Source organism: Escherichia sp. KS167_9B (genome assembly GCF_030295215.1).
Taxonomy (GTDB): domain Bacteria; phylum Pseudomonadota; class Gammaproteobacteria; order Enterobacterales; family Enterobacteriaceae; genus Escherichia; species Escherichia coli_F.
This window is the reverse complement of sequence record NZ_AP025754.1, coordinates 3,670,095-3,692,606: the sequence shown is the minus strand read 5'-3', so window position 1 is coordinate 3,692,606 and position 22,512 is coordinate 3,670,095. Positions and strand designations below refer to the sequence as shown.

Here is a 22,512-nt window from a genome sequence, read left to right as displayed (position 1 = left end):
GCGTTAGTGAGATGAAGCTGGTTGAACACTACATCATGCGTGGTACGCGCCGTCTGGTGCTGATTATCGTCGGTTTTCTGATCTTTATTTTCGCCAGCTACTCCGCACAGCGTTATCTGACCGAAGCGGCAAATGGGACATTAGCTCTTGATGTTGTGCTGGATATTGTTTTCTACAAGGTGCTGATTGCACTGGAGATGTTGTTACCTGTTGGACTGTATGTGTCAGTTGGCGTGACGCTAGGGCAGATGTATACCGACTCGGAAATTACCGCTATTTCTGCGGCGGGAGGGAGTCCGGGACGCTTGTACAAAGCCGTTCTTTATCTGGCGATACCGCTAAGTATTTTTGTCACCCTTCTGTCGATGTATGGTCGGCCGTGGGCTTATGCGCAGATTTATCAACTGGAGCAACAGTCGCAGTCGGAGCTGGATGTTCGCCAGTTGCGGGCAAAGAAATTTAACACTAACGATAACGGACGAATGATCCTTTCGCAGACGGTTGATCAGGATAATAATCGCCTGACTGACGTGCTGATTTATACTTCTACTGCCAATCGAACCCGTATTTTCCGCGCCCGTTCGGTTGATGTAGTTGACCCATCACCCGAGAAACCGACCGTTATGTTGCATAACGGGACCGCCTATCTTCTCGATCATCAGGGGCGTGACGACAACGAACAGATCTACCGTAATCTGCAATTGCATCTGAATCCGCTGGATCAAAGCCCTAACGTCAAACGCAAAGCAAAATCGGTCACGGAGCTGGCGCGCTCCGCCTTTCCTGCCGATCATGCCGAACTGCAATGGCGACAAAGCCGTGGCCTGACAGCATTGTTGATGGCGCTGCTGGCCATTTCATTAAGTCGGGTAAAACCGCGGCAAGGGCGATTTTCAACGTTATTGCCACTGACGTTGCTGTTTGTTGCCATTTTTTATGGCGGCGACGTCTGCCGTACGCTGGTGGCTAACGGCGCGATTCCCCTCATTCCTGGTTTGTGGTTAGTACCCGGACTCATGCTAATGGGCCTGCTGATGCTGGTCGCACGCGACTTCTCTTTGCTGCAGAAATTTTCCCGATGAATGTTTTCAGTCGCTATTTAATCCGTCATCTCTTTCTCGGTTTTGCCGCCGCCGCAGGGCTATTGCTGCCGCTTTTTACCACCTTCAACCTGATTAACGAACTGGATGATGTCAGCCCGGGTGGTTATCGCTGGACTCAGGCGGTGCTGGTGGTGCTGATGACCTTACCGCGCACACTGGTCGAACTTTCGCCGTTTATCGCCTTATTGGGAGGGATTGTCGGCCTGGGGCAGTTAGCGAAAAACAGTGAGCTTACCGCCATTCGCAGCACGGGGTTTTCTATCTTCCGTATTGCACTGGTGGCGCTGGTTGCCGGGATATTGTGGACTGTTTCATTAGGCGCGATAGATGAGTGGGTGGCGTCGCCATTGCAGCAACAGGCGCTGCAAATCAAATCGACTGCCACTGCGTTGGGGGAGGACGATGACATTACCGGCAATATGCTGTGGGCCAGGCGTGGTAATGAATTTGTGACGGTGAAATCGCTGAACGAGCAGGGCCAGCCGGTGGGCGTGGAGATATTTCATTACCGCGACGATCTCTCGCTCGAATCCTACATTTATGCACGCAGTGCCACCATTGAAGACGACAAAACGTGGATCCTGCATGGTGTGAATCATAAAAAATGGCTGAATGGCAAAGAAACGCTGGAAACATCTGATAATCTTGCCTGGCAATCGGCCTTCACCAGTATGAATCTTGAAGAGTTATCGATGCCGGGAAATACTTTTTCTGTCCGTCAACTTAATCATTACATCCATTATTTGCAGGAAACCGGGCAACCCAGCAGCGAATACCGCCTTGCACTGTGGGAAAAACTGGGACAACCCATCTTGACCCTTGCGATGATTTTGCTGGCTGTGCCGTTTACCTTTAGTGCCCCGCGTTCGCCTGGGATGGGTAGCCGTCTCGCTGTAGGCGTCATCGTGGGCTTACTCACCTGGATCAGCTATCAAATCATGGTCAATCTGGGATTGCTATTTGCGTTGAGCGCACCTGTTACCGCGCTCGGTTTACCGATAGCGTTTATGCTGGTGGCGTTGAGCCTGGTGTATTGGTATGACAGTCAACATTAAACCCGCTGTGGCGCAGCACCACAGCGGGCTCACATTACTGCTTCAGAGTAGCAAATGCCTGAATGATGGCATCGATTTGCTCACGAGTGTGGGCAGAGTTTACGCTACAGCGCAGCAGCGTGATGCCTGCAGGCGCGGCAGGTGGCAGGATAAGATTCACATAAACGCCCAGCGAAATAAGCTCGCGCCAGATGCGTAAACCTTCCTCTTTCGAACCGATTATTACTGGCACTACCGGGCTAATATGTGAACTTAACTCGTAACCCAGTTTTTGCAGACCGTCATACAGATGGTTGGCGTTATCCATCAGCTTTTGCCGCAACTCTGGTTGTGAGGCAATGGTTCTTAACGACGAGCGCACGGTCGCAATGCAGGACGGAGAAAGAGAGGCGGTAAAAATATACGGGCGGCTGCCGTAGCGCAGCACTTCCATCGCTTCCGAACCGACAGCAAAACCGCCAATCGAGGCCAGACTTTTACTGAAAGTACCAACGATAATATCCACATCATCTTCAACGCCAACGGCTTCAGCCAGTCCGCGCCCTGTTGCACCTAATACGCCAAACGAATGCGCTTCATCGACAATCAAATAACCACCAAGACGACGTTTGATATCAACAATTTCCGCCAGCGGCGCAACGTCACCGAGCATACTGTAGATGCCTTCAACGATGATAATCGCCTCTTTTGCCCGTTCACCGAGGCGAACCATGCGCCGTTCCAGATCTTTAGCATCGTTATGGCGGAAACGAATAATTTCCGCTCCACCGAGAGAACAGGCGTCATAAATACTGGCGTGGCTATCGGCATCCAGTAACACCACGGCGTTATGGTCGGCAAGTGCGCTGATGACGCCTAAATTCGCGGTATAACCGGTTGAAAAAACGATAGCGGTAGGGCGATTGAAAAACTCGGCAATTTCTTTCTCTAACGCCAGATGTGGCGCATAGCTGCCATTAGCCATACGAGAACCGGTAGTGCCGGTGCCTTGGGCCGCTAACGCTGCCTGACCTTCGGCGATGGCATCATGATTGAAGGTTAAACCGAGATAATTATTGGTCCCGGCCAGAATCACTTTTTTATTGCCGATACGGCCTTCGGTGGCGGAATACACTTCATCAATACAGGTACCAAACGGCGTTAACCCGTTGTCACTAAATTGCAGTCGCTCGCCAGCAAGGCGCGCATATTTATCGTATAGCCCCATTATTTATTCTCCAGCCATGGAAGTAGAGTTTCCATTAATTGCGCAGGGGTTTTGACATCCAGCAGAATATTAATAGGAATGGAAATATCGAATCTGTCTTCCAGCATCATTAAGAGATCCATCACTTTGATCGACTCCAGGCCAAGATCGTTGACGAGATCGCTGTCGGGCTTAATTTCCACACCGTTTTCGACCAAATCCTGTAAACAGGAAAGGATGTAATCCATTACTATTTCACGATTTACCATAGAAACGTTAACACACCTTTAAACAAGACAATCAAAATAGCCCGCTGCGTAATGCGTGTTCCAGGCTAATCCCGGGAAACCAATTAATATCTTCAGAAATACGGTTATTACTTGCTGACCAGTCGGCGTGGGTTAATTCACGGATTTTCGAGCGGGTCAGCATAGGTTCTTTACCTGCCAGGCGACTCAACGCGGTACTGATATCCGCAAGGCAGGTGAGTACCGGCAGAGGAATACCAACCATTCGAACGGAACCGCAACGGGCGTCGGCGGCAAGTTGCTGTACGCGTTGCCAGTCATAGCCGCCGGCGACGCCATCGCATAATTCATAGGTTTGCGTCTGTACAGTTTCGGCGCTTAACCACTGCCCCACGGCTTGCGCGAAATCGGTGACGTGCAGGAAAGAGAGCTGTGTATCTGGCGCACCAAGTCGTGGCAGCAGGCCGCGCAGCATCCAGTCAAACAGCGGTTTTAACTCTTTATCGCCGGGACCATACACGGCTGTTGGGCGAAAAATGCCCAGCGTAATTTCGTCAGCCATTGCGGTCAGTCGTTGTTCGGCGACGTGTTTGGAATTTGCGTACCAGGAGAGTTCGGGATGGCGCGCCGCCAGCGAAGAGATAAACAGAAAACGTTGGCAAAAGCCGCTCTCTTTTGCCGCTTGCATCAGGCGCAGGCTGCCGTCAACGTTACATCGGGTAAAAATCTCTTCTTTGTGTCCGCGCACTTGCCCGGCGCAATGGACCACCGCGCTGGCTCCGGCAACCAGTTCGCTAAGCGAATGTGTATCTTCCAGCGAACCGCGCACCCAGATGAGATTATCATTGACGTGAGCGCGGGCAGTACGCGTCAATGCGCGAACGTGAAAGCCGCGGGCGAGCAGGTTATCGATAATATATTTACCGATAAACCCGGTAGCGCCCGTCACCGCGACAGTTTGATTCATGCCATGGATTCCTGCACATGAAGGCTTGCAGCATAACGTTTTTTCGCTTCCGCACGGGCAGGCTTGCCGGAGGACGTTCGGGGAATACTGTGGGGCGGCAACAGATCGATAGCCGCTGTTACGCCAAATTCGCTTTGGATCCGTGCTGCCAGTGCGTGGATAAGCTGCCCACGACGTTCTTCGTCGCTGATCCTACACTGGATCTGCAAAATGATTTTTTCCTGGGCGGTAACAAAAGCAATCGCATCGCCAGAATGAATTTCCGGTTCCTGTTCCGCAATATATTCAATATCCTGCGGCCAGATATTACGGCCACGAATAATAATCAGATCTTTAATGCGCCCGGTGACATACAGATAACCGTCCAGCAGATAACCGAGGTCGCCGGTATCTAACCAGCCCGTCGCGGCAATCTCGTCTTGCGAAACCTGGTCGCCAAAGTAACCGCTCATCAGGCTGGGGCCGGAGATGCAAATATGGCCTACCACACGTTCCGCGACCGGCATACCTGCTTCATTGCGGATTTCAATGCCATGTTCCGGCAACGCTTTACCGCAGTTGACGAAAGTCGATACGGCGCGTGTTTCAGCACCCGGCGCGACGGCTTTGCCCTGATATTCAAGGATGTCGCGATCCACTTCGTTAACCACAACCCCGGAGGTTTCATCAGAGAAGCTGACAGCCAGCGCATTTTCTGCCAGTCCGTAGCACGGCATGAAAGTTTTATCGTCAAAGTTAACCTGACGGAAACATTCAGCGAATTGATGGAGTTGTTCTGCGGAGATCGGCTCAGCACCAATACCAGCAACGCGCCAGCAGGAAAGATCCAGTTCAGCGAGATCTTTTTCATTCACGCGGCGCTGGCACAATTCATAGCCAAACGGCGGCGCAACGGAAACGGTGCCGCGATTTTTACTGAGCAATTTAAGCCATTGCAGAGGACGCATGGCAAAATCCTGAGTGCGCAAATAATCTACTGAGAGCTGCGTGGCGACGGGGGTCAGGAGAAAGCCGACCAGTCCCATATCATGGTAGAAAGGCAGCCAGGAGATGCAGCGGTCGCCAGGGCGTAATTTAATGCCATCGTGGCTTATAGCACGTAGATTAGCCATCACTTCGCGATGGGTGATAATGACGCCACGGGGAAAACGGGTGCTGCCGGAGGTGTACTGGAGGTAGGCGATATCGTTCGGAACTGGACGCTGGAGTACAACATCGGCTTCCGGTAATGCCTTAAACCAGGCGTGGCTTAAAACATGTAATTCGGGGTTGTTATGCGTAGCAGCATTGACCAGTGGCAACCACTCATCACCAGTGATAATGGCTGCGGGCTGGCAACTTGCCAGTAAACCCTGCAGTTTGGCGCTCCAGGAATCCCGCTGACCGACGCCCATTGGAATTGCCAACGGGACGGCGACTAAGCCGGCATACTGGCAGGCAAAAAAAGCCTCTACAAACCCGCTACTCGTTTCGGCAATCAGCGCCACGCGATCGCCTTTTTTCAGATTCAGTGATAACAACCGCTTCGCACCAGCTTCGGCACGCGCTTTTAACGTCTGATATTCCAGTTGATCTTCAAGTTGGCAACGTCTGTCATAAAAATTCATTCCGGCGCTACTCAGAGCGGCGTAGTCCAAAGCATCAACCAGCGTTGGAAAATCGGCATAGCGCATAGGTAGGGAATGCGTAAAGATTTTATTAGACATATACACCACGAAAAAAATTGGATATCAGAAATAAAATGACAATAATGCGGTGGATTATATAGGCATAAAAGATAAATGAGATAGTATTTTCATCGGTGCGATATTGAACATTGATTTAAATAATAGGTTTGGCTTTGTTGTTTTTATTGTGAATGATATTTAATTTATGAATATATTAAGAAGAAGCCTTGTTTGGTTGCCTTAAATCGACAAAAGGCATTGAGGCGCTTCTGTGTAGTCTCTGACTTTATCTTAATTATTAATAAATACTATTTATTCTTTGTTTGTATTCATTGGGTTGATTATTAAGATGCCGTTCGTTGCTGTTGCAATCTGTTTGTCACCGTTAATTATTTGTTATCCACAGAGATATGGAATGCGATCTGCTGATGATTAAAATTGAAAAAGTAATTAATAAAAATGACCTTAAGGCATTTATCGCTTTTCCGTCATCACTTTATCCCGATGATCCAAACTGGATACCCCCTTTGTTCATTGAACGCAGCGAGCATTTGTCGGCGAAGAATCCGGGGACGGACCATATTATCTGGCAGGCGTGGGTAGCAAAAAAAGCGGGGCAGATAGTCGGGCGGATTACCGCGCAAATCGATACCTTGCACCGCGAGCGTTACGGTGACGATACCGGTCATTTTGGCATGATTGACGCCATTGATGATCCGCAGGTTTTTGCCGCTTTGTTTGGCGCAGCGGAAGCGTGGTTGAAGTCACAAGGTGCAAGTAAGATCAGCGGGCCTTTCAGCCTGAATATCAATCAGGAAAGCGGATTACTGATTGAAGGGTTTGACACACCACCCAGTGCGATGATGCCACACGGCAAACCGTGGTATGCCGCGCATATTGAAGAACTGGGTTATCACAAAGGCATTGATTTACTGGCGTGGTGGATGCAGCGAACCGATCTCACGTTCTCTCCGGCGCTAAAAAAACTGATGGATCAGGTGCGCAAAAAGGTGACCATTCGCTGCATCAATCGCCAGCGGTTTGCCGAAGAGATGCAGATCCTGCGTGAGATTTTCAACTCTGGCTGGCAACACAACTGGGGATTTGTGCCGTTTACCGAACATGAATTCGCGACCATGGGCGATCAACTTAAATATCTGGTGCCGGACGATATGATCTACATCGCTGAGATTGATTCTGCACCCTGCGCGTTTATTGTCGGCTTGCCAAACATCAACGAGGCGATTGCCGATCTGAACGGATCGCTCTTTCCCTTCGGCTGGGCAAAATTGCTGTGGCGTTTGAAAGTCAGCGGTGTGCGAACTGCGCGAGTACCGCTGATGGGCGTGCGCGACGAGTATCAGTTCAGCCGCATCGGCCCGGTGATTGCGCTGTTATTGATTGAAGCCTTACGCGATCCGTTTGCCCGCCGGAAGATCGATGCGCTGGAGATGTCATGGATCCTCGAAACCAATACAGGCATGAATAACATGCTGGAACGCATTGGGGCGGAGCCGTACAAGCGTTACCGATTGTATGAAAAGCAGATTTGATGGCAGTCACCCCTGCTTCATCTCCAGTGGCACCGCCGAGCGAATCAAATGGTGGCCTTCCAGCTCGATATCGTGGAGATTCTTTTTCACGGTCCGCACATGATCACGTGCGGCGCGCTGGGCGACGTGCGGCAGTCGCTGCAACACCGCGTTGTAGATCCGCGCATGTTGGCGATCGATCTGCTTTTTTTGCTGTGGTCGATGGTAGAGATTATTTACGCTGGCAAACACTGAATTAAACATCAGATCGGTCAATGATTGCAGCGTAAAAACTAGCACCTGATTGTGGGAAGCCTGACAAATGGCAAGATGGAAAGCATGATCCAGCTGCGCGTGTTCGATCAGCGAAATTTCTTTGTTGTTTTCACTGGCGGCGAGCATTTTTTCATAACAGCGGGTTATCAAAACAAAATCCGCCTGGGTTCCCAGCGTAGCTGCCAACCTTGCCGATTCGCCTTCCAGCAATGCGCGAACGTCGAGTAGATCGTATAGCGTTCGCGGCTGTGTACTGAACAGATGGATCAGCGGGCTGGTGTCCTGCACGCGATTAAGGCGTGCTACACGAGAATCGCGCCCCTGTGCTGTTTCAATAATCCCGCGTCCGCGCAGCACGGTCAGCCCTTCACGCAGTGCGGAACGCGAGAAGCCGAGCTTTTCACACAGTCGACGTTCCGAGGGAAGCGGCTGACCGACCTTCAGCACGCCGTCGATAATTAACCGTTCGATACTCTCTGCAACCACTTCGCAAATAGGGCGACGTTCATCTTTCATTCCCGGACCTCGTGCACAGGTAGGACCAATTTTTCTGTTCTTGATTCGCAAAACACGCACATCACGTAAGTGATTATGTTACATCAATTTAACATTAAGTTAACCAAGGCAAGGTCACAGAGCTGGAAAAAAAATGGTCTGACCGGTAGCTAAAGAGATAGACGAAAACGAAAAGCCCGCTTAATAACTGTTCACAGAAGCAGCGCGCAAAAATCAGCTGCCACACAACACAACAAAGCGAACCCTACTCATGAGCATCTTGTACGAAGAGCGTCTTGATGGCGCTTTACCCGATGTCGACCGTACATCGGTACTGATGGCACTGCGTGAGCATGTCCCTGGACTGGAGATCCTGCATACCGATGAGGAGATCATTCCTTACGAGTGTGACGGGTTGAGCGCGTATCGTACGCGTCCATTACTGGTTGTTCTGCCTAAGCAGATGGAACAGGTGACGGCGATTCTCGCTGTCTGCCACCGTTTGCATGTACCGGTAGTGACCCGTGGCGCAGGCACCGGGCTTTCTGGTGGCGCGCTGCCGCTGGAAAAAGGTGTGTTGTTGGTGATGGCGCGCTTTAAAGAGATCCTCGACATTAACCCCGTTGGTCGCCGTGCGCGTGTGCAGCCGGGCGTGCGTAACCTGGCGATCTCCCAGGCTGTTGCGTCGCATAATCTCTATTACGCGCCGGATCCTTCCTCACAAATCGCCTGTTCCATTGGCGGCAACGTGGCGGAAAACGCCGGGGGCGTCCACTGTCTGAAATATGGTCTGACCGTACATAACCTGCTGAAAATTGAAGTGCAAACGCTGGATGGCGAGGCACTAACGCTGGGATCGGACGCGCTGGATTCGCCCGGTTTTGACCTACTGGCGCTGTTCACCGGATCGGAAGGCATGCTCGGCGTGACCACCGAAGTGACGGTAAAACTGCTGCCGAAGCCCCCTGTGGCACGAGTTCTGTTAGCCAGCTTTGACTCGGTAGAAAAAGCCGGACTTGCGGTTGGCGACATCATCGCTAATGGCATTATCCCCGGCGGGCTGGAGATGATGGATAACCTGTCGATCCGCGCGGCGGAAGATTTTATTCATGCCGGTTATCCCGTCGACGCCGAAGCGATTTTGTTATGCGAGCTGGACGGCGTGGAGTCTGACGTACAGGAAGACTGCGAGCGGGTTAACGACATCTTGTTGAAAGCGGGCGCGACTGACGTCCGTCTGGCGCAGGATGAAGCGGAGCGCGTGCGTTTCTGGGCCGGTCGCAAAAATGCTTTTCCGGCGGTAGGACGTATCTCCCCGGATTACTACTGCATGGACGGCACCATCCCGCGCCGCGCGTTGCCTGGCGTACTGGAAGGCATTGCCCGTTTATCGCAGCAATATGATTTACGCGTTGCCAACGTCTTTCATGCCGGAGACGGCAATATGCACCCGTTAATCCTTTTCGATGCCAACGAACCCGGTGAATTCGCCCGTGCGGAAGAATTGGGTGGGAAGATCCTTGAACTCTGTGTTGAAGTAGGCGGCAGTATCAGTGGGGAACATGGCATCGGGCGCGAAAAAATCAATCAGATGTGCGCCCAGTTCAACAGTGATGAAATTACTACTTTTCATGCAGTCAAGGCGGCGTTTGATCCTGATGGTTTGCTGAACCCTGGGAAAAACATCCCCACACTGCACCGCTGCGCTGAATTTGGTGCCATGCACGTGCATCACGGTCATTTACCTTTCCCTGAACTGGAGCGTTTCTGATGCTACGCGAGTGTGATTACAGCCAGGTACTGCTGGAGCAGGTGAATCAGGCAATTAGCGATAAAACGCCGCTGGTGATTCAGGGAAGCAATAGCAAAGCCTTTTTAGGTCGTCCTGTCATCGGGCAAACGCTGGATGTGCGTTGCCATCGCGGCATTGTTAATTACGACCCGACCGAGCTGGTGATTACCGCGCGTGCCGGAACACCGCTGGTGGCGATTGAAGCGGCGCTGGAGAGCGCGGGGCAAATGCTCCCCTGCGAGCCACCGCATTATGGTGAAGAAGCCACCTGGGGCGGTATGGTCGCCTGCGGGCTGGCAGGGCCGCGTCGCCCGTGGAGTGGTTCAGTACGCGATTTTGTCCTCGGTACGCGCATTATTACCGGCACTGGAAAACATCTGCGCTTTGGTGGCGAAGTGATGAAAAACGTTGCCGGATACGATCTCTCGCGGTTAATGGCCGGAAGCTACGGCTGTCTTGGCGTGCTCACTGAAATCTCGATGAAAGTGTTGCCGCGACCGCGCGCCACACTGAGCTTGCGTCGGGAAATAAGCCTGCAAGAAGCCATGAGTGAAATCGCCCAGTGGCAACTCCAGCCATTACCCATTAGTGGCTTATGTTACTTCGACAATGCGTTGTGGATCCGCCTTGAAGGCGGTGAAGGATCGGTAAAAGCAGCACGTGAACTGCTGGGTGGCGAAGAGGTTGCGGGTCAGTTCTGGCAGCAATTGCGTGAACAACAACTGCCGTTCTTCTCATTACCGGGCACTTTATGGCGTATTTCCTTACCCACCGATGCGCCGATGATGGATTTACCCGGCGAGCAACTGATCGACTGGGGCGGTGCGTTGCGTTGGCTGAAATCGACAGCCGATGACAATCAAATCCATCGCATTGCCCACAACGCAGGCGGTCATGCGACCCGCTTTAGTGCCGGAGATGGTGGCTTTGCCCCGCTACCGGCTCCTTTATTCCGCTATCACCAGCAGCTTAAACAGCAGCTCGACCCTTGCGGCGTGTTTAACCCCGGTCGCATGTACGCGGAACTTTGAGGAGCAGGCTATGCAAACCCGATTAACAGAAGAGATGCGGCAGAACGCGCGCGCGCTGGAAGCCGACAGCATCCTGCGCGCCTGTGTTCACTGCGGATTTTGTACCGCAACCTGCCCAACTTATCAGCTTTTAGGCGATGAACTGGACGGGCCGCGCGGGCGCATCTATCTGATTAAACAGGTGCTGGAGGGCAACGAAGTCACGCTTAAAACGCAGGAGCATCTCGATCGCTGTCTCACTTGTCGCAATTGTGAAACCACCTGTCCTTCTGGTGTGCGCTATCACAATTTGCTGGATATCGGGCGTGATATTGTCGAGCAGAAAGTGAAACGCCCACTGCCAGAACGAATGCTGCGCGAAGGGTTGCGCCAGGTTGTGCCGCGTCCGGCGGTGTTTCGTGCGCTGACGCAGGTAGGGCTGGTGCTGCGACCGTTTTTACCGGAGCAGGTCAGAGCAAAATTGCCTGCCGAAACGGTGAAAGCTAAACCGCGTCCGCCGCTGCGCCATAAGCGTCGGGTTTTAATGCTGGAAGGCTGCGCCCAGCCTACGCTTTCGCCCAATACCAACGCGGCAACTGCGCGAGTGCTGGATCGTCTGGGGATCAGCGTGACGCCAGCTAATGAAGCAGGTTGTTGTGGCGCGGTGGACTATCATCTTAATGCGCAAGAGAAAGGGCTGGCGCGGGCGCGCAATAATATTGATGCCTGGTGGCCCGCGATTGAAGCAGGTGCCGAGGCAATTTTACAAACCGCCAGCGGTTGCGGCGCGTTCGTGAAAGAGTATGGGCAGATGCTGAAAAGTGATGCGTTGTACGCCGATAAAGCGCGTCGGGTCAGTGAACTGGCGGTCGATTTAGTCGAACTTCTGCGCAAGGAACCGCTGGAAAAACTGGCAATTCGCGGCGATAAAAAACTGGCCTTCCACTGCCCGTGTACCCTACAACATGCGCAAAAGCTGAACGGCGAAGTGGAAAAAGTGTTACTTCGTCTTGGATTTACCTTAACGGACGTTCCCGACAGCCATCTGTGCTGCGGGTCGGCGGGAACGTATGCATTAACGCATCCCGATCTGGCGCGCCAGCTGCGGGATAACAAAATGAATGCGCTGGAAAGCGGCAAACCGGAAATGATCGTCACCGCCAACATTGGTTGCCAGACGCATCTGGCGAGCGCCGGTCGTACCTCTGTGCGTCACTGGATTGAAATTGTAGAACAAGCCCTTGATAAGGAATAACAAAATGAAAACTAAAGTCATTCTTAGCCAGCAAATGGCGAGTGCAATTATTGCCGCAGGTCAGGAAGAGGCGCAGAAAAATAACTGGTCTGTTTCCATTGCTGTTGCCGATGACGGCGGTCATCTGCTGGCGTTAAGTCGCATGGATGATTGCGCGCCAATTGCGGCTTACATCTCCCAGGAGAAAGCGCGTACCGCCGCGCTGGGGCGTCGTGAAACTAAGGGCTATGAAGAGATGGTGAACAACGGACGTACCGCGTTCGTGACTGCGCCGTTACTGACGTCGCTGGAAGGCGGCGTACCGGTTGTTGTGGATGGGCAAATTATTGGTGCCGTGGGCGTTTCTGGTTTAACCGGAGCACAGGATGCGCAGGTCGCGAAAGCGGCAGCAGCGGTGTTGGCGAAATAAGCGAAAACGAGGAGATAAATGATGAGCGAAACCATAACCCAGGGCCGTTTACGCATTGACGCCGACTTTAAACGTTTTGTGGATGAAGAAGTTTTGCCGGGCGTGGAACTGGATGCTGCCGCGTTCTGGCGCAATGTTGATGAGATTGTTCACGATCTGGCACCAGAAAATCGTCAGTTGCTGGCAGAGCGCGATCGCATTCAGGCGGCGCTTGATGAGTGGCATCGCAGCAATCCGGGGCCGGTAAAAGATAAAGCGGCCTATAAATCTTTCCTGCGTGAACTGGGTTACCTGGTGCCGCAACCGGAGCACGTGACGGTGGAAACCACGGGCATTGATAGCGAAATCACCAGCCAGGCGGGGCCACAGCTGGTGGTTCCGGCAATGAATGCCCGCTACGCGCTGAACGCGGCGAACGCGCGCTGGGGCTCACTGTACGATGCGTTATACGGCAGCGACATCATCCCGCAGGAAGGGGCGATGGTCAGCGGCTACGATCCGCAGCGCGGTGCGCAGGTTATCGCCTGGGTTCGGCGTTTCCTCGATGAATCACTACCGCTGAAAAATGGCAGCTATCAGGATGTGGTGGCGTTTAGCGTGGTCGACAAACAATTACGTATCCAGTTGAAAAATGGTCAAGAAAGCACGTTACGTACTCCAGCACAGTTTGTCGGTTACCGTGGCGATACTGCTGCGCCGACCTGCATTTTGCTGAAAAATAACGGCCTGCATATTGAGCTACAAATCGATGCCAACGGGCGGATTGGCAAAGACGATCCGGCGCACATCAACGATGTTATCGTCGAAGCTGCTATCAGTACCATTCTCGACTGTGAAGATTCGGTCGCGGCGGTTGATGCGGAAGATAAAATCCTACTGTACCGCAACCTGCTGGGCCTGATGCAGGGGACTCTGCAAGAGAAAATGGAGAAAAACGGTCGGCAAATCGTGCGTAAACTGAATGACGATCGTCAGTACACCGCCGCCGATGGCTCTGAAATTTCTCTGCACGGACGTTCGCTGCTGTTTATCCGCAACGTAGGTCATTTGATGACCATTCCTGTGATTTGGGACAGCGAAGGTAATGAAATTCCGGAAGGTATTCTTGATGGCGTCATGACTGGTGCGATTGCCCTCTACGACTTAAAAGTGCAGAAAAACTCGCGTACCGGCAGCGTTTATATTGTGAAACCGAAAATGCACGGTCCACAGGAAGTGGCTTTTGCCAACAAACTGTTTACCCGCATTGAGACAATGCTTGGTATGAAACCGAATACCCTGAAAATGGGCATTATGGATGAAGAACGCCGGACCTCGCTGAACTTGCGTAGTTGTATCGCTCAGGCGAGCAACCGCGTGGCGTTTATCAATACCGGTTTCCTTGACCGTACTGGCGATGAGATGCATTCGGTGATGGAAGCGGGCCCAATGTTGCGTAAAAACCAGATGAAATCGACGCCGTGGATCAAAGCCTACGAGCGCAACAACGTGCTTTCCGGCCTGTTCTGCGGGCTGCGCGGTAAAGCGCAAATCGGTAAAGGGATGTGGGCAATGCCGGATCTGATGGCAGACATGTACAGCCAGAAGGGCGATCAGTTACGTGCCGGGGCGAACACGGCCTGGGTTCCGTCGCCAACTGCCGCTACACTCCATGCGCTGCACTACCATCAAACCAACGTACAGAGCGTGCAAGCCAACATTGCCCAGACCGAGTTCAATGCTGAATTTGAACCGCTGCTGGACGATCTGCTGACCATTCCGGTTGCTGAAAACGCTAACTGGTCGGCACAAGAGATCCAACAAGAGCTGGATAACAACGTGCAGGGGATTCTGGGTTACGTGGTGCGCTGGGTGGAGCAGGGGATTGGTTGTTCAAAAGTACCCGATATTCACAACGTGGCGCTGATGGAGGACCGTGCAACGTTGCGTATCTCCAGCCAGCATATCGCCAACTGGTTACGTCACGGTATTCTGACCAAAGATCAGGTGCATGCGTCGCTGGAGAACATGGCGAAAGTGGTGGATCAGCAAAATGCTGGCGATCCGGCATATCGTCCGATGGTCGGGAATTTCGCTAACTCGTGTGCCTTTAAAGCTGCCAGCGATTTGATCTTCCTCGGCGTGAAACAGCCAAACGGTTATACCGAACCGTTATTACACGCCTGGCGTTTACGTGAAAAAGAAAGTCATTAATAGCATCAAAAAAGCCCCGGCAAGTTTTATTGTCGGGGCTATGATAGTAACTGCGGTAGTATATTTATCCCGGAAATAACCGGAGCGATTATCAGGGTTTAACAATATTAAATACCCGTAGCGCATCACTAGCGGGATTAAAACAACATTATGGACATCTTTACGATACTCTGCGCCTGTGTGTGCGGAACAGAAACCCTTACCCGATATACTTGTTATGCCAGAGGTAGCAATTGCGTTAGCGGCGTGCTGTTGCTGTAAAGTATAACGCCTATATTTTACAGTTCAGTCCTCTTTTGCTTATTACAAACCTTAAATATATCAAGTATATAAAGATAATAAGAGACTGAACAATATGGTTACCTGGACCCAAATGTATATGCCGATGGGAGGATTGGGGCTATCCGCTCTGGTCGCCCTGATCCCGATAATATTCTTCTTCGTTGCACTCGCGGTATTACGTCTGAAAGGGCATGTTGCTGGAGCAATAACCCTTATATTATCTATCCTGATTGCGATATTCGCCTTTAAAATGCCAATTGATATGGCATTTGCTGCTGCGGGCTATGGCTTTATTTATGGATTATGGCCTATTGCGTGGATTATTGTCGCGGCGGTATTCCTGTATAAATTAACCGTTGCCAGCGGGCAGTTTGATATTATCCGCAGTTCGGTTATCTCCATCACCGACGATCAGCGTTTGCAGGTGTTACTGATTGGTTTCTCCTTTGGCGCACTGCTGGAAGGAGCGGCTGGCTTTGGCGCGCCGGTGGCGATTACAGGCGCTCTGCTGGTGGGGCTGGGCTTCAAACCGTTATATGCGGCGGGGTTGTGTCTGATTGCCAACACTGCGCCGGTGGCGTTTGGTGCGTTGGGCGTGCCGATTCTGGTCGCTGGTCAGGTAACGGGAATCGATCCGTTTGATATTGGCGCAATGGCGGGACGTCAGTTACCGTTCCTGTCGGTTCTTGTGCCATTCTGGCTGGTGGCAATGATGGACGGTTGGAAAGGGGTGAAAGAGACGTGGCCAGCGGCGCTGGTTGCAGGGGGAAGCTTCGCTGTCACGCAGTTCTTTACCTCTAACTACATTGGTCCGGAACTGCCGGATATTACTTCGGCGCTGGTGAGTATTGTCTCACTCGCTTTATTCCTTAAAGTCTGGCGGCCGAAAAATACCGAAACGGCAATCAGCATGGGGCAATCCGCAGGTGCGATGGTGGTAAATAAGCCATCTTCTGGCGGTCCCGTGCCTTCAGAATATAGTCTGGGGCAAATCATTCGTGCATGGTCACCGTTTTTAATCTTAACGGTACTGGTTACCATCTGGACGATGAAACCATTTAAAGCGTTATTTGCTCCGGGCGGTGCGTTTTATTCGCTGGTGATTAATTTCCAGATCCCTCATTTGCATCAACAAGTGTTGAAAGCGGCACCCATTGTCGCTCAGCCAACGCCAATGGATGCGGTGTTTAAATTCGACCCCCTCTCTGCTGGCGGTACCGCTATTTTTATTGCGGCGATTATCTCAATCTTCATCCTCGGCGTGGGGATCAAGAAAGGCATTGGCGTCTTTGCCGAAACGCTAATTAGCCTGAAGTGGCCAATATTGTCGATTGGGATGGTGCTGGCATTTGCCTTCGTCACCAACTATTCCGGTATGTCCACCACGCTGGCGCTGGTACTGGCGGGTACTGGTGTAATGTTCCCGTTCTTCTCGCCATTCCTCGGCTGGCTGGGGGTATTCCTTACCGGCTCGGACACTTCTTCTAACGCCCTGTTTGGTTCACTGCAATCGACCACGGCGCAGCAAATCAACGTCTCTGACACTCTGCTGGTGGCAGCAAATACCAGCGGTGGCGTAACCGGCAAGATGATCTCCCCGCAATCTATCGCCGTGGCCTGCGCCGCGACGGGCATGGTGGGCCGAGAATCTGAACTGTTTCGCTACACCGTGAAGCACAGTCTGATTTTTGCCAGCGTTATCGGCATTATCACCCTGCTGCAGGCGTATGTGTTTACCGGTATGTTGATTTCGTAATTCAATACAGCCGGATGATCGTAAATATCATCCGGCTTCTTTCTATTCTCGTTTCATTATTCTGGCTAAATAATTGTAAAATCATTTCACGGTTTATTATCCATGCATAAATAATATTTCATGTTCAGATAACTCGCTAAATAATTAAGGGGGTGAGAATATCTATTTTTTTGTCACGCAAAACAAGTCTGTATTAATTGTGTTCGCTTGATGAGCAAACACCGTGCTATCTGTTGCTTTTGCAATCGCAATCGTTAAAACTATCAACAAATTGGGATAGTTACATTGTGAATAATTGTTACTTTTTTGTTTGTTGAATCTTTTTATAAATACCCCGTCTGACATCGAATAGGGGATATTCTTATAAATTTCACCTGTTTCGTTATCAATAATGCAGTTTTTTAAGAATGGAGGAAGTTATTAGAGAAGATAAAACATAAAACTATTTCCCCAGTTACGAATTTTTTAACTATATTTTGTCACTTGCGTTATTAATGAATAAGAAATTTAAATATAAAAAATCGCTTTTAGCGGCTATTTTAAGCGCAACCTTATTAACCGGTTGTGATGGCGGCGGTTCAGGTTCTTCCTCCGATACTCCGCCTGTAGATTCTGGAACTGGGTCTTTACCGGAAGTGAAACCCGATCCAACGCCAAACCCGGAGCCGACGCCGGACCCTGAACCTACGCCGGATCCGACTCCTGATCCAGAGCCAACACCAGAACCGGAGCCAGAACCTGTTCCGACGAAAACAGGTTATCTGACCCTGGGCGGAAGCCAGCGAGTAGTCGGTGCTAAATGTAATGGTGAAAACAGCGACGGCTTTAATTTTACACCTGGCGAGGACGTTACTTGCGTGGCGGGTAACACGACAATTGCCACCTTCAACACTCAGTCAGAAGCTGCGCGTAGCCTGCGTGCGGTTGAAAAAGTGTCGTTTAGCCTTGAGGACGCGCAAGAACTGGCGGGCTCCGATGACAAGAAAAACAATGCGGTTTCGCTGGTAACGTCCAGTAACAGCTGTCCGGCGAATACAGAACAAGTTTGTCTGACTTTCTCCTCGGTGATCGAGAGTAAACGCTTCGACTCGCTGTATAAGCAAATCGATCTGGCACCGGAAGAGTTCAAAAAGCTGGTCAATGAAGAGGTGGAAAACAATGCCGCGACCGATAAAGCGCCATCCACTCATACTTCACCGGTCGTGCCAGTCACCACTCCGGGAACACAACCGGATCTGAACGCTTCCTTCGTGTCGGCTAACGCGGAACAGTTTTATCAGTATCAACCTACGGAAATCATTCTCTCCGAAGGTCGACTGGTAGATAGCATGGGCAATGGTGTGGTTGGCGTAAATTACTACACCAGCTCAGGCCGTGGTGTAACTGGCGAAAATGGCAAATTCAACTTCAGCTGGGGCGAAACCATCTCCTTTGGTATCGACACCTTTGAACTGGGCTCAGTGCGCGGCAATAAGTCGACCATTGCATTGACTGAGCTGGGCGACGAAGTTCGCGGCGCGAATATCGATCAACTTATTCATCGTTATTCCCAGACCGGAAAAAATGATGAGCGTGAAGTGCCTGACGTCGTGCGCCAGGTCTTTGCCGAGTATCCCAACGTGATCAACGAGATTATCAATCTCTCGTTATCCAATGGCGAGGCGTTGAGCGAAGGCGATCAAAACTTTCCGCGGACAAACGAATTTCTTGAGCAGCTTAAATCCGGGCAGGCTAAAGAGATTGATACGGCGATTTGTGACTCCCTTGGGGGCTGCAACTCTCAACGTTGGTTCTCGTTGACAGCACGCAATGTTAACGAAGGTCAGATTCAGGGCGTTATCAACAAGCTGTGGGGTGTGGATCAAGATTACAAATCTGTGACGAAATTCCACGTCTTCCATGACTCTACCAACTTCTATGGCAGCACCGGCAATGCGCGCGGTCAGGCAGTGGTGAATATCTCCAACGCGGCATTCCCGATTCTGATGGCGCGTAATGATAAAAACTACTGGCTGGCGTTTGGCGAAAAACGCGCCTGGGATAAAAATGAGTTGGCGTACATTACTGAAGCGCCTTCCATTGTGCGCCCGGAGAACGTGACACGCGAAACTGCCACTTTCAACCTGCCGTTTATCTCGCTGGGGCAAGTCGGTGAGGGCAAACTGATGGTTATCGGTAACCCGCACTACAACAGCATTTTGCGTTGCCCGAACGGTTACAGCTGGAACGGGAGCGTTAATAAAGATGGACAGTGTACGCTCAACAGCGACTCGGATGACATGAAGCACTTTATGCAGAACGTGTTGCGCTATCTGTCAAATGATCGCTGGTTGCCGGATGCAAAATCCAATATGACCGTGGGTACTAACCTGGACACGGTGTATTTCAAAAAACATGGGCAGGTTACAGGAAACAGTGCTGAGTTCGGCTTCCATCCGGATTTCGCGGGTATCTCTGTTGAGCATTTAAGTAGCTATGGCGATCTCGATCCGCAGGCAATGCCGCTGCTGATCCTTAACGGCTTTGAGTATGTGACTCAGGTGGGGGGCGATCCCTATGCAGTGCCTCTGCGTGCAGATACCAGCAAACCGAAGCTGACCCAGCAGGATGTGACCGATTTGATCGCCTATCTGAACAAAGGTGGCTCGGTGCTGATCATGGAAAACGTGATGAGCAATCTTAAGGAAGAGAGCGCGTCTGGCTTTGTGCGTCTGTTGGATGCAGCGGGCCTGTCAATGGCACTGAACAAATCGGTGGTGAATAACGATCCTCAAGGGTATCCGGATCGCGTTCGTCAGCGTCGCGCGACTGGCATTTGGGTTTATGAACGTTATCCTGCTGCAGACGGCGCGCAACCGCCGTACACCATCGACCCAAATACAGGGGAAGTGACCTGGAAATACCAGCAAGACAACAAGCCTGATGACAAGCCGAAACTGGAAGTTGCGAGCTGGCAGGAGGAAGTTGAGGGCAAACAGGTAACGCGTTATGCCTTTATTGATGAAGCGGAATATACAACAAAAGAATCTCTGGATGCTGCAAAGGCAAAAATCGTTGAGAAGTTTCCTGGATTACAGGAGTGTAAGGATTCGACATACCACTACGAGGTCAACTGTCTGGAATACCGTCCTGGTACGAACGTTCCGGTAACCGGGGGCATGTATGTTCCGCGCTATACGCAACTGAATCTCAGCGCCGACACTGCGAAAGCGATGGTGCAGGCTGCGGATTTAGGCACCAACATTCAGCGCCTGTATCAGCATGAGCTCTACTTCCGGACCAATGGTCGCAAAGGTGAGCGTCTGAACAGCGTCGATCTGGAACGTCTGTACCAGAACATGTCGGTCTGGCTGTGGAATAAAATTGAATATCGCTATGAAAGCGGCAAGGAAGACGAGCTGGGCTTTAAAACGTTCACCGAGTTCCTGAACTGCTACGCCAACGATGCTTACGATGGTGGCACGCAGTGCTCCGCAGAGCTGAAACAATCGCTGATCGATAACAAGATGATCTACGGTGAAGGCAGCAAAGCGGGCATGATGAACCCGAGCTACCCGCTCAACTATATGGAAAAACCGCTGACGCGTCTGATGCTGGGGCGTTCCTGGTGGGATCTGAACATCAAGGTTGATGTCGAGAAGTATCCGGGGGCGGTATCGGCTGAAGGTGAGAAGGTTACTGAAAGCATCAGTCTGTACTCGAACCCGACCAAATGGTTTGCGGGTAACATGCAGTCAACTGGTCTGTGGGCTCCGGCTCAGAAAGAGTTCACCATTGAGTCTACCGCGTCAGTCCCTGTGACTGTAACCGTGGCGCTGGCTGACGACCTGACCGGACGTGAGAAGCATGAAGTCGCGCTGAACCGTCCGCCAAGAGTGACCAAAACGTTTACTCTTGACGCCAAAGGCAAGGATACTTTCAAGGTGCCTTATGGTGGTCTGATTTATATCAAGGGTGATAGCCAAACGAATGAGTCAGCCAACTTCACCTTTACCGGTGTGGTGAAAGCGCCGTTCTATAAAGACGGCAAATGGAAAAACGATCTGAAATCCCCTGCGCCGCTGGGCGAGCTGGAATCAGACGCTTTCGTCTATACCACGCCGAAGAAGAACCTTGAGGCCAGCAATTTCACTGGCGGTCTGAAACAATTCGCTGAGGAACTGGATACCTTTGCCAGCTCGATGAATGACTTCTACGGTCGTAATGATGAAGACGGTAAGCACCGGATGTTTACCTATAAAAACTTGACGGGCCACAAGCATCGTTTCACCAACGATGTGCAGATCTCCATCGGTGATGCGCACTCTGGTTATCCGGTGATGAACAGCAGCTTCTCGCCGAACAGCACCACGCTGCCGACGACGCCGCTGAACGACTGGCTGATCTGGCATGAAGTAGGGCATAACGCCGCAGAAACGCCGCTGACTGTTCCAGGCGCGACCGAAGTGGCGAACAACGTGCTGGCGCTGTACATGCAGGATCGCTATCTCGGCAAGATGAACCGTGTTGCTGACGATATTACCGTTGCGCCGGAATATCTGGAGGAGAGCAACGGTCAGGCATGGGCGCGCGGCGGTGCGGGTGACCGTCTGCTGATGTACGCGCAGCTGAAGGAATGGGCTGAGAAAAACTTTGATATCACTAAGTGGTATCCAGAAGGTAACCTGCCTAAGTTCTACAGCGATCGTGAAGGGATGAAGGGCTGGAACCTGTTCCAGTTGATGCATCGTAAAGCGCGCGGTGATGAGGTTGGCGACAAAACCTTTGGCGGCAAGAATTACTGTGCTGAATCCAACGGTAACGCAGCGGACACGCTGATGCTGTGTGCCTCCTGGGTCGCCCAGACGGATCTTTCCGCATTCTTTAAGAAATGGAATCCGGGCGCGAATGCTTACCAGCTGCCGGGGGCGAGCGAGATGAACTTCGAGGGCGGTGTGAGCCCGTCGGCTTACGAGACGCTCGCGGCGCTTGGTCTGCCGAAACCGCAGCAAGGGCCGGAAACCATTAATCAGGTTACCGAGCATAAGATGTCAGCCGAGTAAGCCCGTAGGCCGGATAAGGCGCTCGCGCCGCATCCGGCATGAAATAAGGCGCACCGGGTCAACACATTTGCCCGATGCGCCAGCTTATCGGGCCTACAGACAGGGAAAGCCGTGATTATTTTCGCTGGCAGACACCCGTAGGCCGGATAAGGCGCTCGCGCCGCATCTGGCATGATATAAGGCGCACCGGGTCAACACATTTGCCCGATGCGCCAGCTTATCGGGCCTACAGACAGGGAAAGCC

The 22,512-nt window shown here is 51.8% G+C and carries 15 protein-coding genes; 10 read left to right on the top strand and 5 right to left on the bottom strand.

Annotated elements, in window-relative coordinates; all coding sequences use genetic code 11:
* The first annotated feature begins 11 nt into the window (after positions 1–11).
* Together lptF and lptG are read left to right on the top strand one after the other, a co-directional pair.
* On the top strand, positions 12–1,082 hold the full coding sequence (lptF, locus tag QUE34_RS18500) for an LPS export ABC transporter permease LptF (RefSeq protein WP_000779656.1): 1,071 nt from the start codon (positions 12–14) through the stop codon (positions 1,080–1,082).
* The gene (lptG, locus tag QUE34_RS18495) at positions 1,079–2,158 is read left to right on the top strand and encodes an LPS export ABC transporter permease LptG (protein WP_001332917.1); all 1,080 of its coding nucleotides are present in this window, start codon (positions 1,079–1,081) and stop codon (positions 2,156–2,158) included. Before lptF ends, lptG begins: the two co-directional genes overlap by 4 nt.
* A 34-nt stretch (positions 2,159–2,192) precedes the next feature.
* Here the strand turns inward: lptG and spt are convergent, their stop codons facing one another.
* The 4 genes from spt to QUE34_RS18475 are packed head-to-tail and all read right to left on the bottom strand — an operon-like array spanning position 2,193 to position 6,265.
* A complete protein-coding gene (gene spt / locus QUE34_RS18490; protein WP_105268463.1) occupies positions 2,193–3,365 on the bottom strand; it encodes a serine palmitoyltransferase in 1,173 nt (390 codons plus the stop codon).
* Positions 3,365–3,613 (bottom strand): acyl carrier protein, encoded by a 249-nt coding sequence (locus tag QUE34_RS18485; RefSeq protein ID WP_000248097.1) that lies wholly within the window; start codon positions 3,611–3,613, stop codon positions 3,365–3,367. Before QUE34_RS18485 ends, spt begins: the two co-directional genes overlap by 1 nt.
* A 31-nt stretch (positions 3,614–3,644) precedes the next feature.
* Positions 3,645–4,559, bottom strand: coding sequence for an NAD-dependent epimerase/dehydratase family protein (locus tag QUE34_RS18480; RefSeq protein WP_032303785.1), 915 nt, complete (start codon positions 4,557–4,559; stop codon positions 3,645–3,647).
* Positions 4,556–6,265, bottom strand: a complete 1,710-nt coding sequence (locus QUE34_RS18475) for a fatty acyl-AMP ligase (protein ID WP_072000991.1) — start codon at positions 6,263–6,265, stop codon at positions 4,556–4,558. The genes QUE34_RS18480 and QUE34_RS18475 overlap by 4 nt, the downstream gene beginning before the upstream one ends.
* 371 nt (positions 6,266–6,636) lie before the next feature.
* Between QUE34_RS18475 and yghO the strand changes: the two genes are divergently transcribed.
* Positions 6,637–7,779 carry a protein YghO gene (yghO, locus tag QUE34_RS18470; protein ID WP_001332919.1) on the top strand — a complete coding sequence of 381 codons (1,143 nt, stop codon included), beginning with the start codon at positions 6,637–6,639 and terminating at the stop codon, positions 7,777–7,779.
* 6 nt (positions 7,780–7,785) lie between these two features.
* On the opposite strand, the gene glcC is transcribed toward yghO, so the two are convergent.
* The gene (gene glcC / locus QUE34_RS18465; RefSeq protein ID WP_001332920.1) at positions 7,786–8,550 is read right to left on the bottom strand and encodes a transcriptional regulator GlcC; all 765 of its coding nucleotides are present in this window, start codon (positions 8,548–8,550) and stop codon (positions 7,786–7,788) included.
* 250 nt (positions 8,551–8,800) lie between these two features.
* Between glcC and glcD the strand changes: the two genes are divergently transcribed.
* The 7 genes from glcD (at position 8,801) to sslE (ending at position 22,268) form a co-directional block, all read left to right on the top strand.
* Positions 8,801–10,300, top strand: coding sequence for a glycolate oxidase subunit GlcD (gene glcD / locus QUE34_RS18460; protein ID WP_000026096.1), 1,500 nt, complete (start codon positions 8,801–8,803; stop codon positions 10,298–10,300).
* A complete protein-coding gene (glcE, locus tag QUE34_RS18455; protein ID WP_000943112.1) occupies positions 10,300–11,352 on the top strand; it encodes a glycolate oxidase subunit GlcE in 1,053 nt (350 codons plus the stop codon). The genes glcD and glcE overlap by 1 nt, the downstream gene beginning before the upstream one ends.
* A gap of 10 nt (positions 11,353–11,362) precedes the next feature.
* Entirely contained in the window at positions 11,363–12,586 is a 1,224-nt protein-coding gene (glcF, locus tag QUE34_RS18450; protein ID WP_001194828.1) for a glycolate oxidase subunit GlcF, read from the top strand.
* A gap of 4 nt (positions 12,587–12,590) precedes the next feature.
* Positions 12,591–12,995 (top strand): GlcG family protein, encoded by a 405-nt coding sequence (locus tag QUE34_RS18445; RefSeq protein WP_000853256.1) that lies wholly within the window; start codon positions 12,591–12,593, stop codon positions 12,993–12,995.
* 21 nt (positions 12,996–13,016) lie between these two features.
* Positions 13,017–15,188 (top strand): malate synthase G, encoded by a 2,172-nt coding sequence (gene glcB / locus QUE34_RS18440; RefSeq protein ID WP_000005019.1) that lies wholly within the window; start codon positions 13,017–13,019, stop codon positions 15,186–15,188.
* A 355-nt stretch (positions 15,189–15,543) separates the two neighbouring features.
* Positions 15,544–17,226, top strand: a complete 1,683-nt coding sequence (glcA, locus tag QUE34_RS18435) for a glycolate permease GlcA (protein ID WP_032303782.1) — start codon at positions 15,544–15,546, stop codon at positions 17,224–17,226.
* Between the two features lie 494 nt (positions 17,227–17,720).
* Positions 17,721–22,268 (top strand): lipoprotein metalloprotease SslE, encoded by a 4,548-nt coding sequence (sslE, locus tag QUE34_RS18430; RefSeq protein ID WP_001034569.1) that lies wholly within the window; start codon positions 17,721–17,723, stop codon positions 22,266–22,268.
* The last annotated feature ends 244 nt before the right edge of the window (positions 22,269–22,512 follow it).

What these genes read in the sequence shown, in the direction of transcription:
- lptF (WP_000779656.1), top strand. Translation starts at nt 12, where the DNA reads ATGAAGCTGGTTGAACACTACATCATGCGTGGTACGCGCCGTCTGGTG.
- lptG (WP_001332917.1), top strand. Translation starts at nt 1,079, where the DNA reads ATGAATGTTTTCAGTCGCTATTTAATCCGTCATCTCTTTCTCGGTTTT.
- spt (WP_105268463.1), bottom strand. Translation starts at nt 3,365, where the DNA reads ATGGGGCTATACGATAAATATGCGCGCCTTGCTGGCGAGCGACTGCAA.
- QUE34_RS18485 (WP_000248097.1), bottom strand. Translation starts at nt 3,613, where the DNA reads ATGGTAAATCGTGAAATAGTAATGGATTACATCCTTTCCTGTTTACAG.
- QUE34_RS18480 (WP_032303785.1), bottom strand. Translation starts at nt 4,559, where the DNA reads ATGAATCAAACTGTCGCGGTGACGGGCGCTACCGGGTTTATCGGTAAA.
- QUE34_RS18475 (WP_072000991.1), bottom strand. Translation starts at nt 6,265, where the DNA reads ATGTCTAATAAAATCTTTACGCATTCCCTACCTATGCGCTATGCCGAT.
- yghO (WP_001332919.1), top strand. Translation starts at nt 6,637, where the DNA reads ATGGAATGCGATCTGCTGATGATTAAAATTGAAAAAGTAATTAATAAA.
- glcC (WP_001332920.1), bottom strand. Translation starts at nt 8,550, where the DNA reads ATGAAAGATGAACGTCGCCCTATTTGCGAAGTGGTTGCAGAGAGTATC.
- glcD (WP_000026096.1), top strand. Translation starts at nt 8,801, where the DNA reads ATGAGCATCTTGTACGAAGAGCGTCTTGATGGCGCTTTACCCGATGTC.
- glcE (WP_000943112.1), top strand. Translation starts at nt 10,300, where the DNA reads ATGCTACGCGAGTGTGATTACAGCCAGGTACTGCTGGAGCAGGTGAAT.
- glcF (WP_001194828.1), top strand. Translation starts at nt 11,363, where the DNA reads ATGCAAACCCGATTAACAGAAGAGATGCGGCAGAACGCGCGCGCGCTG.
- QUE34_RS18445 (WP_000853256.1), top strand. Translation starts at nt 12,591, where the DNA reads ATGAAAACTAAAGTCATTCTTAGCCAGCAAATGGCGAGTGCAATTATT.
- glcB (WP_000005019.1), top strand. Translation starts at nt 13,017, where the DNA reads ATGAGCGAAACCATAACCCAGGGCCGTTTACGCATTGACGCCGACTTT.
- glcA (WP_032303782.1), top strand. Translation starts at nt 15,544, where the DNA reads ATGGTTACCTGGACCCAAATGTATATGCCGATGGGAGGATTGGGGCTA.
- sslE (WP_001034569.1), top strand. Translation starts at nt 17,721, where the DNA reads ATGAATAAGAAATTTAAATATAAAAAATCGCTTTTAGCGGCTATTTTA.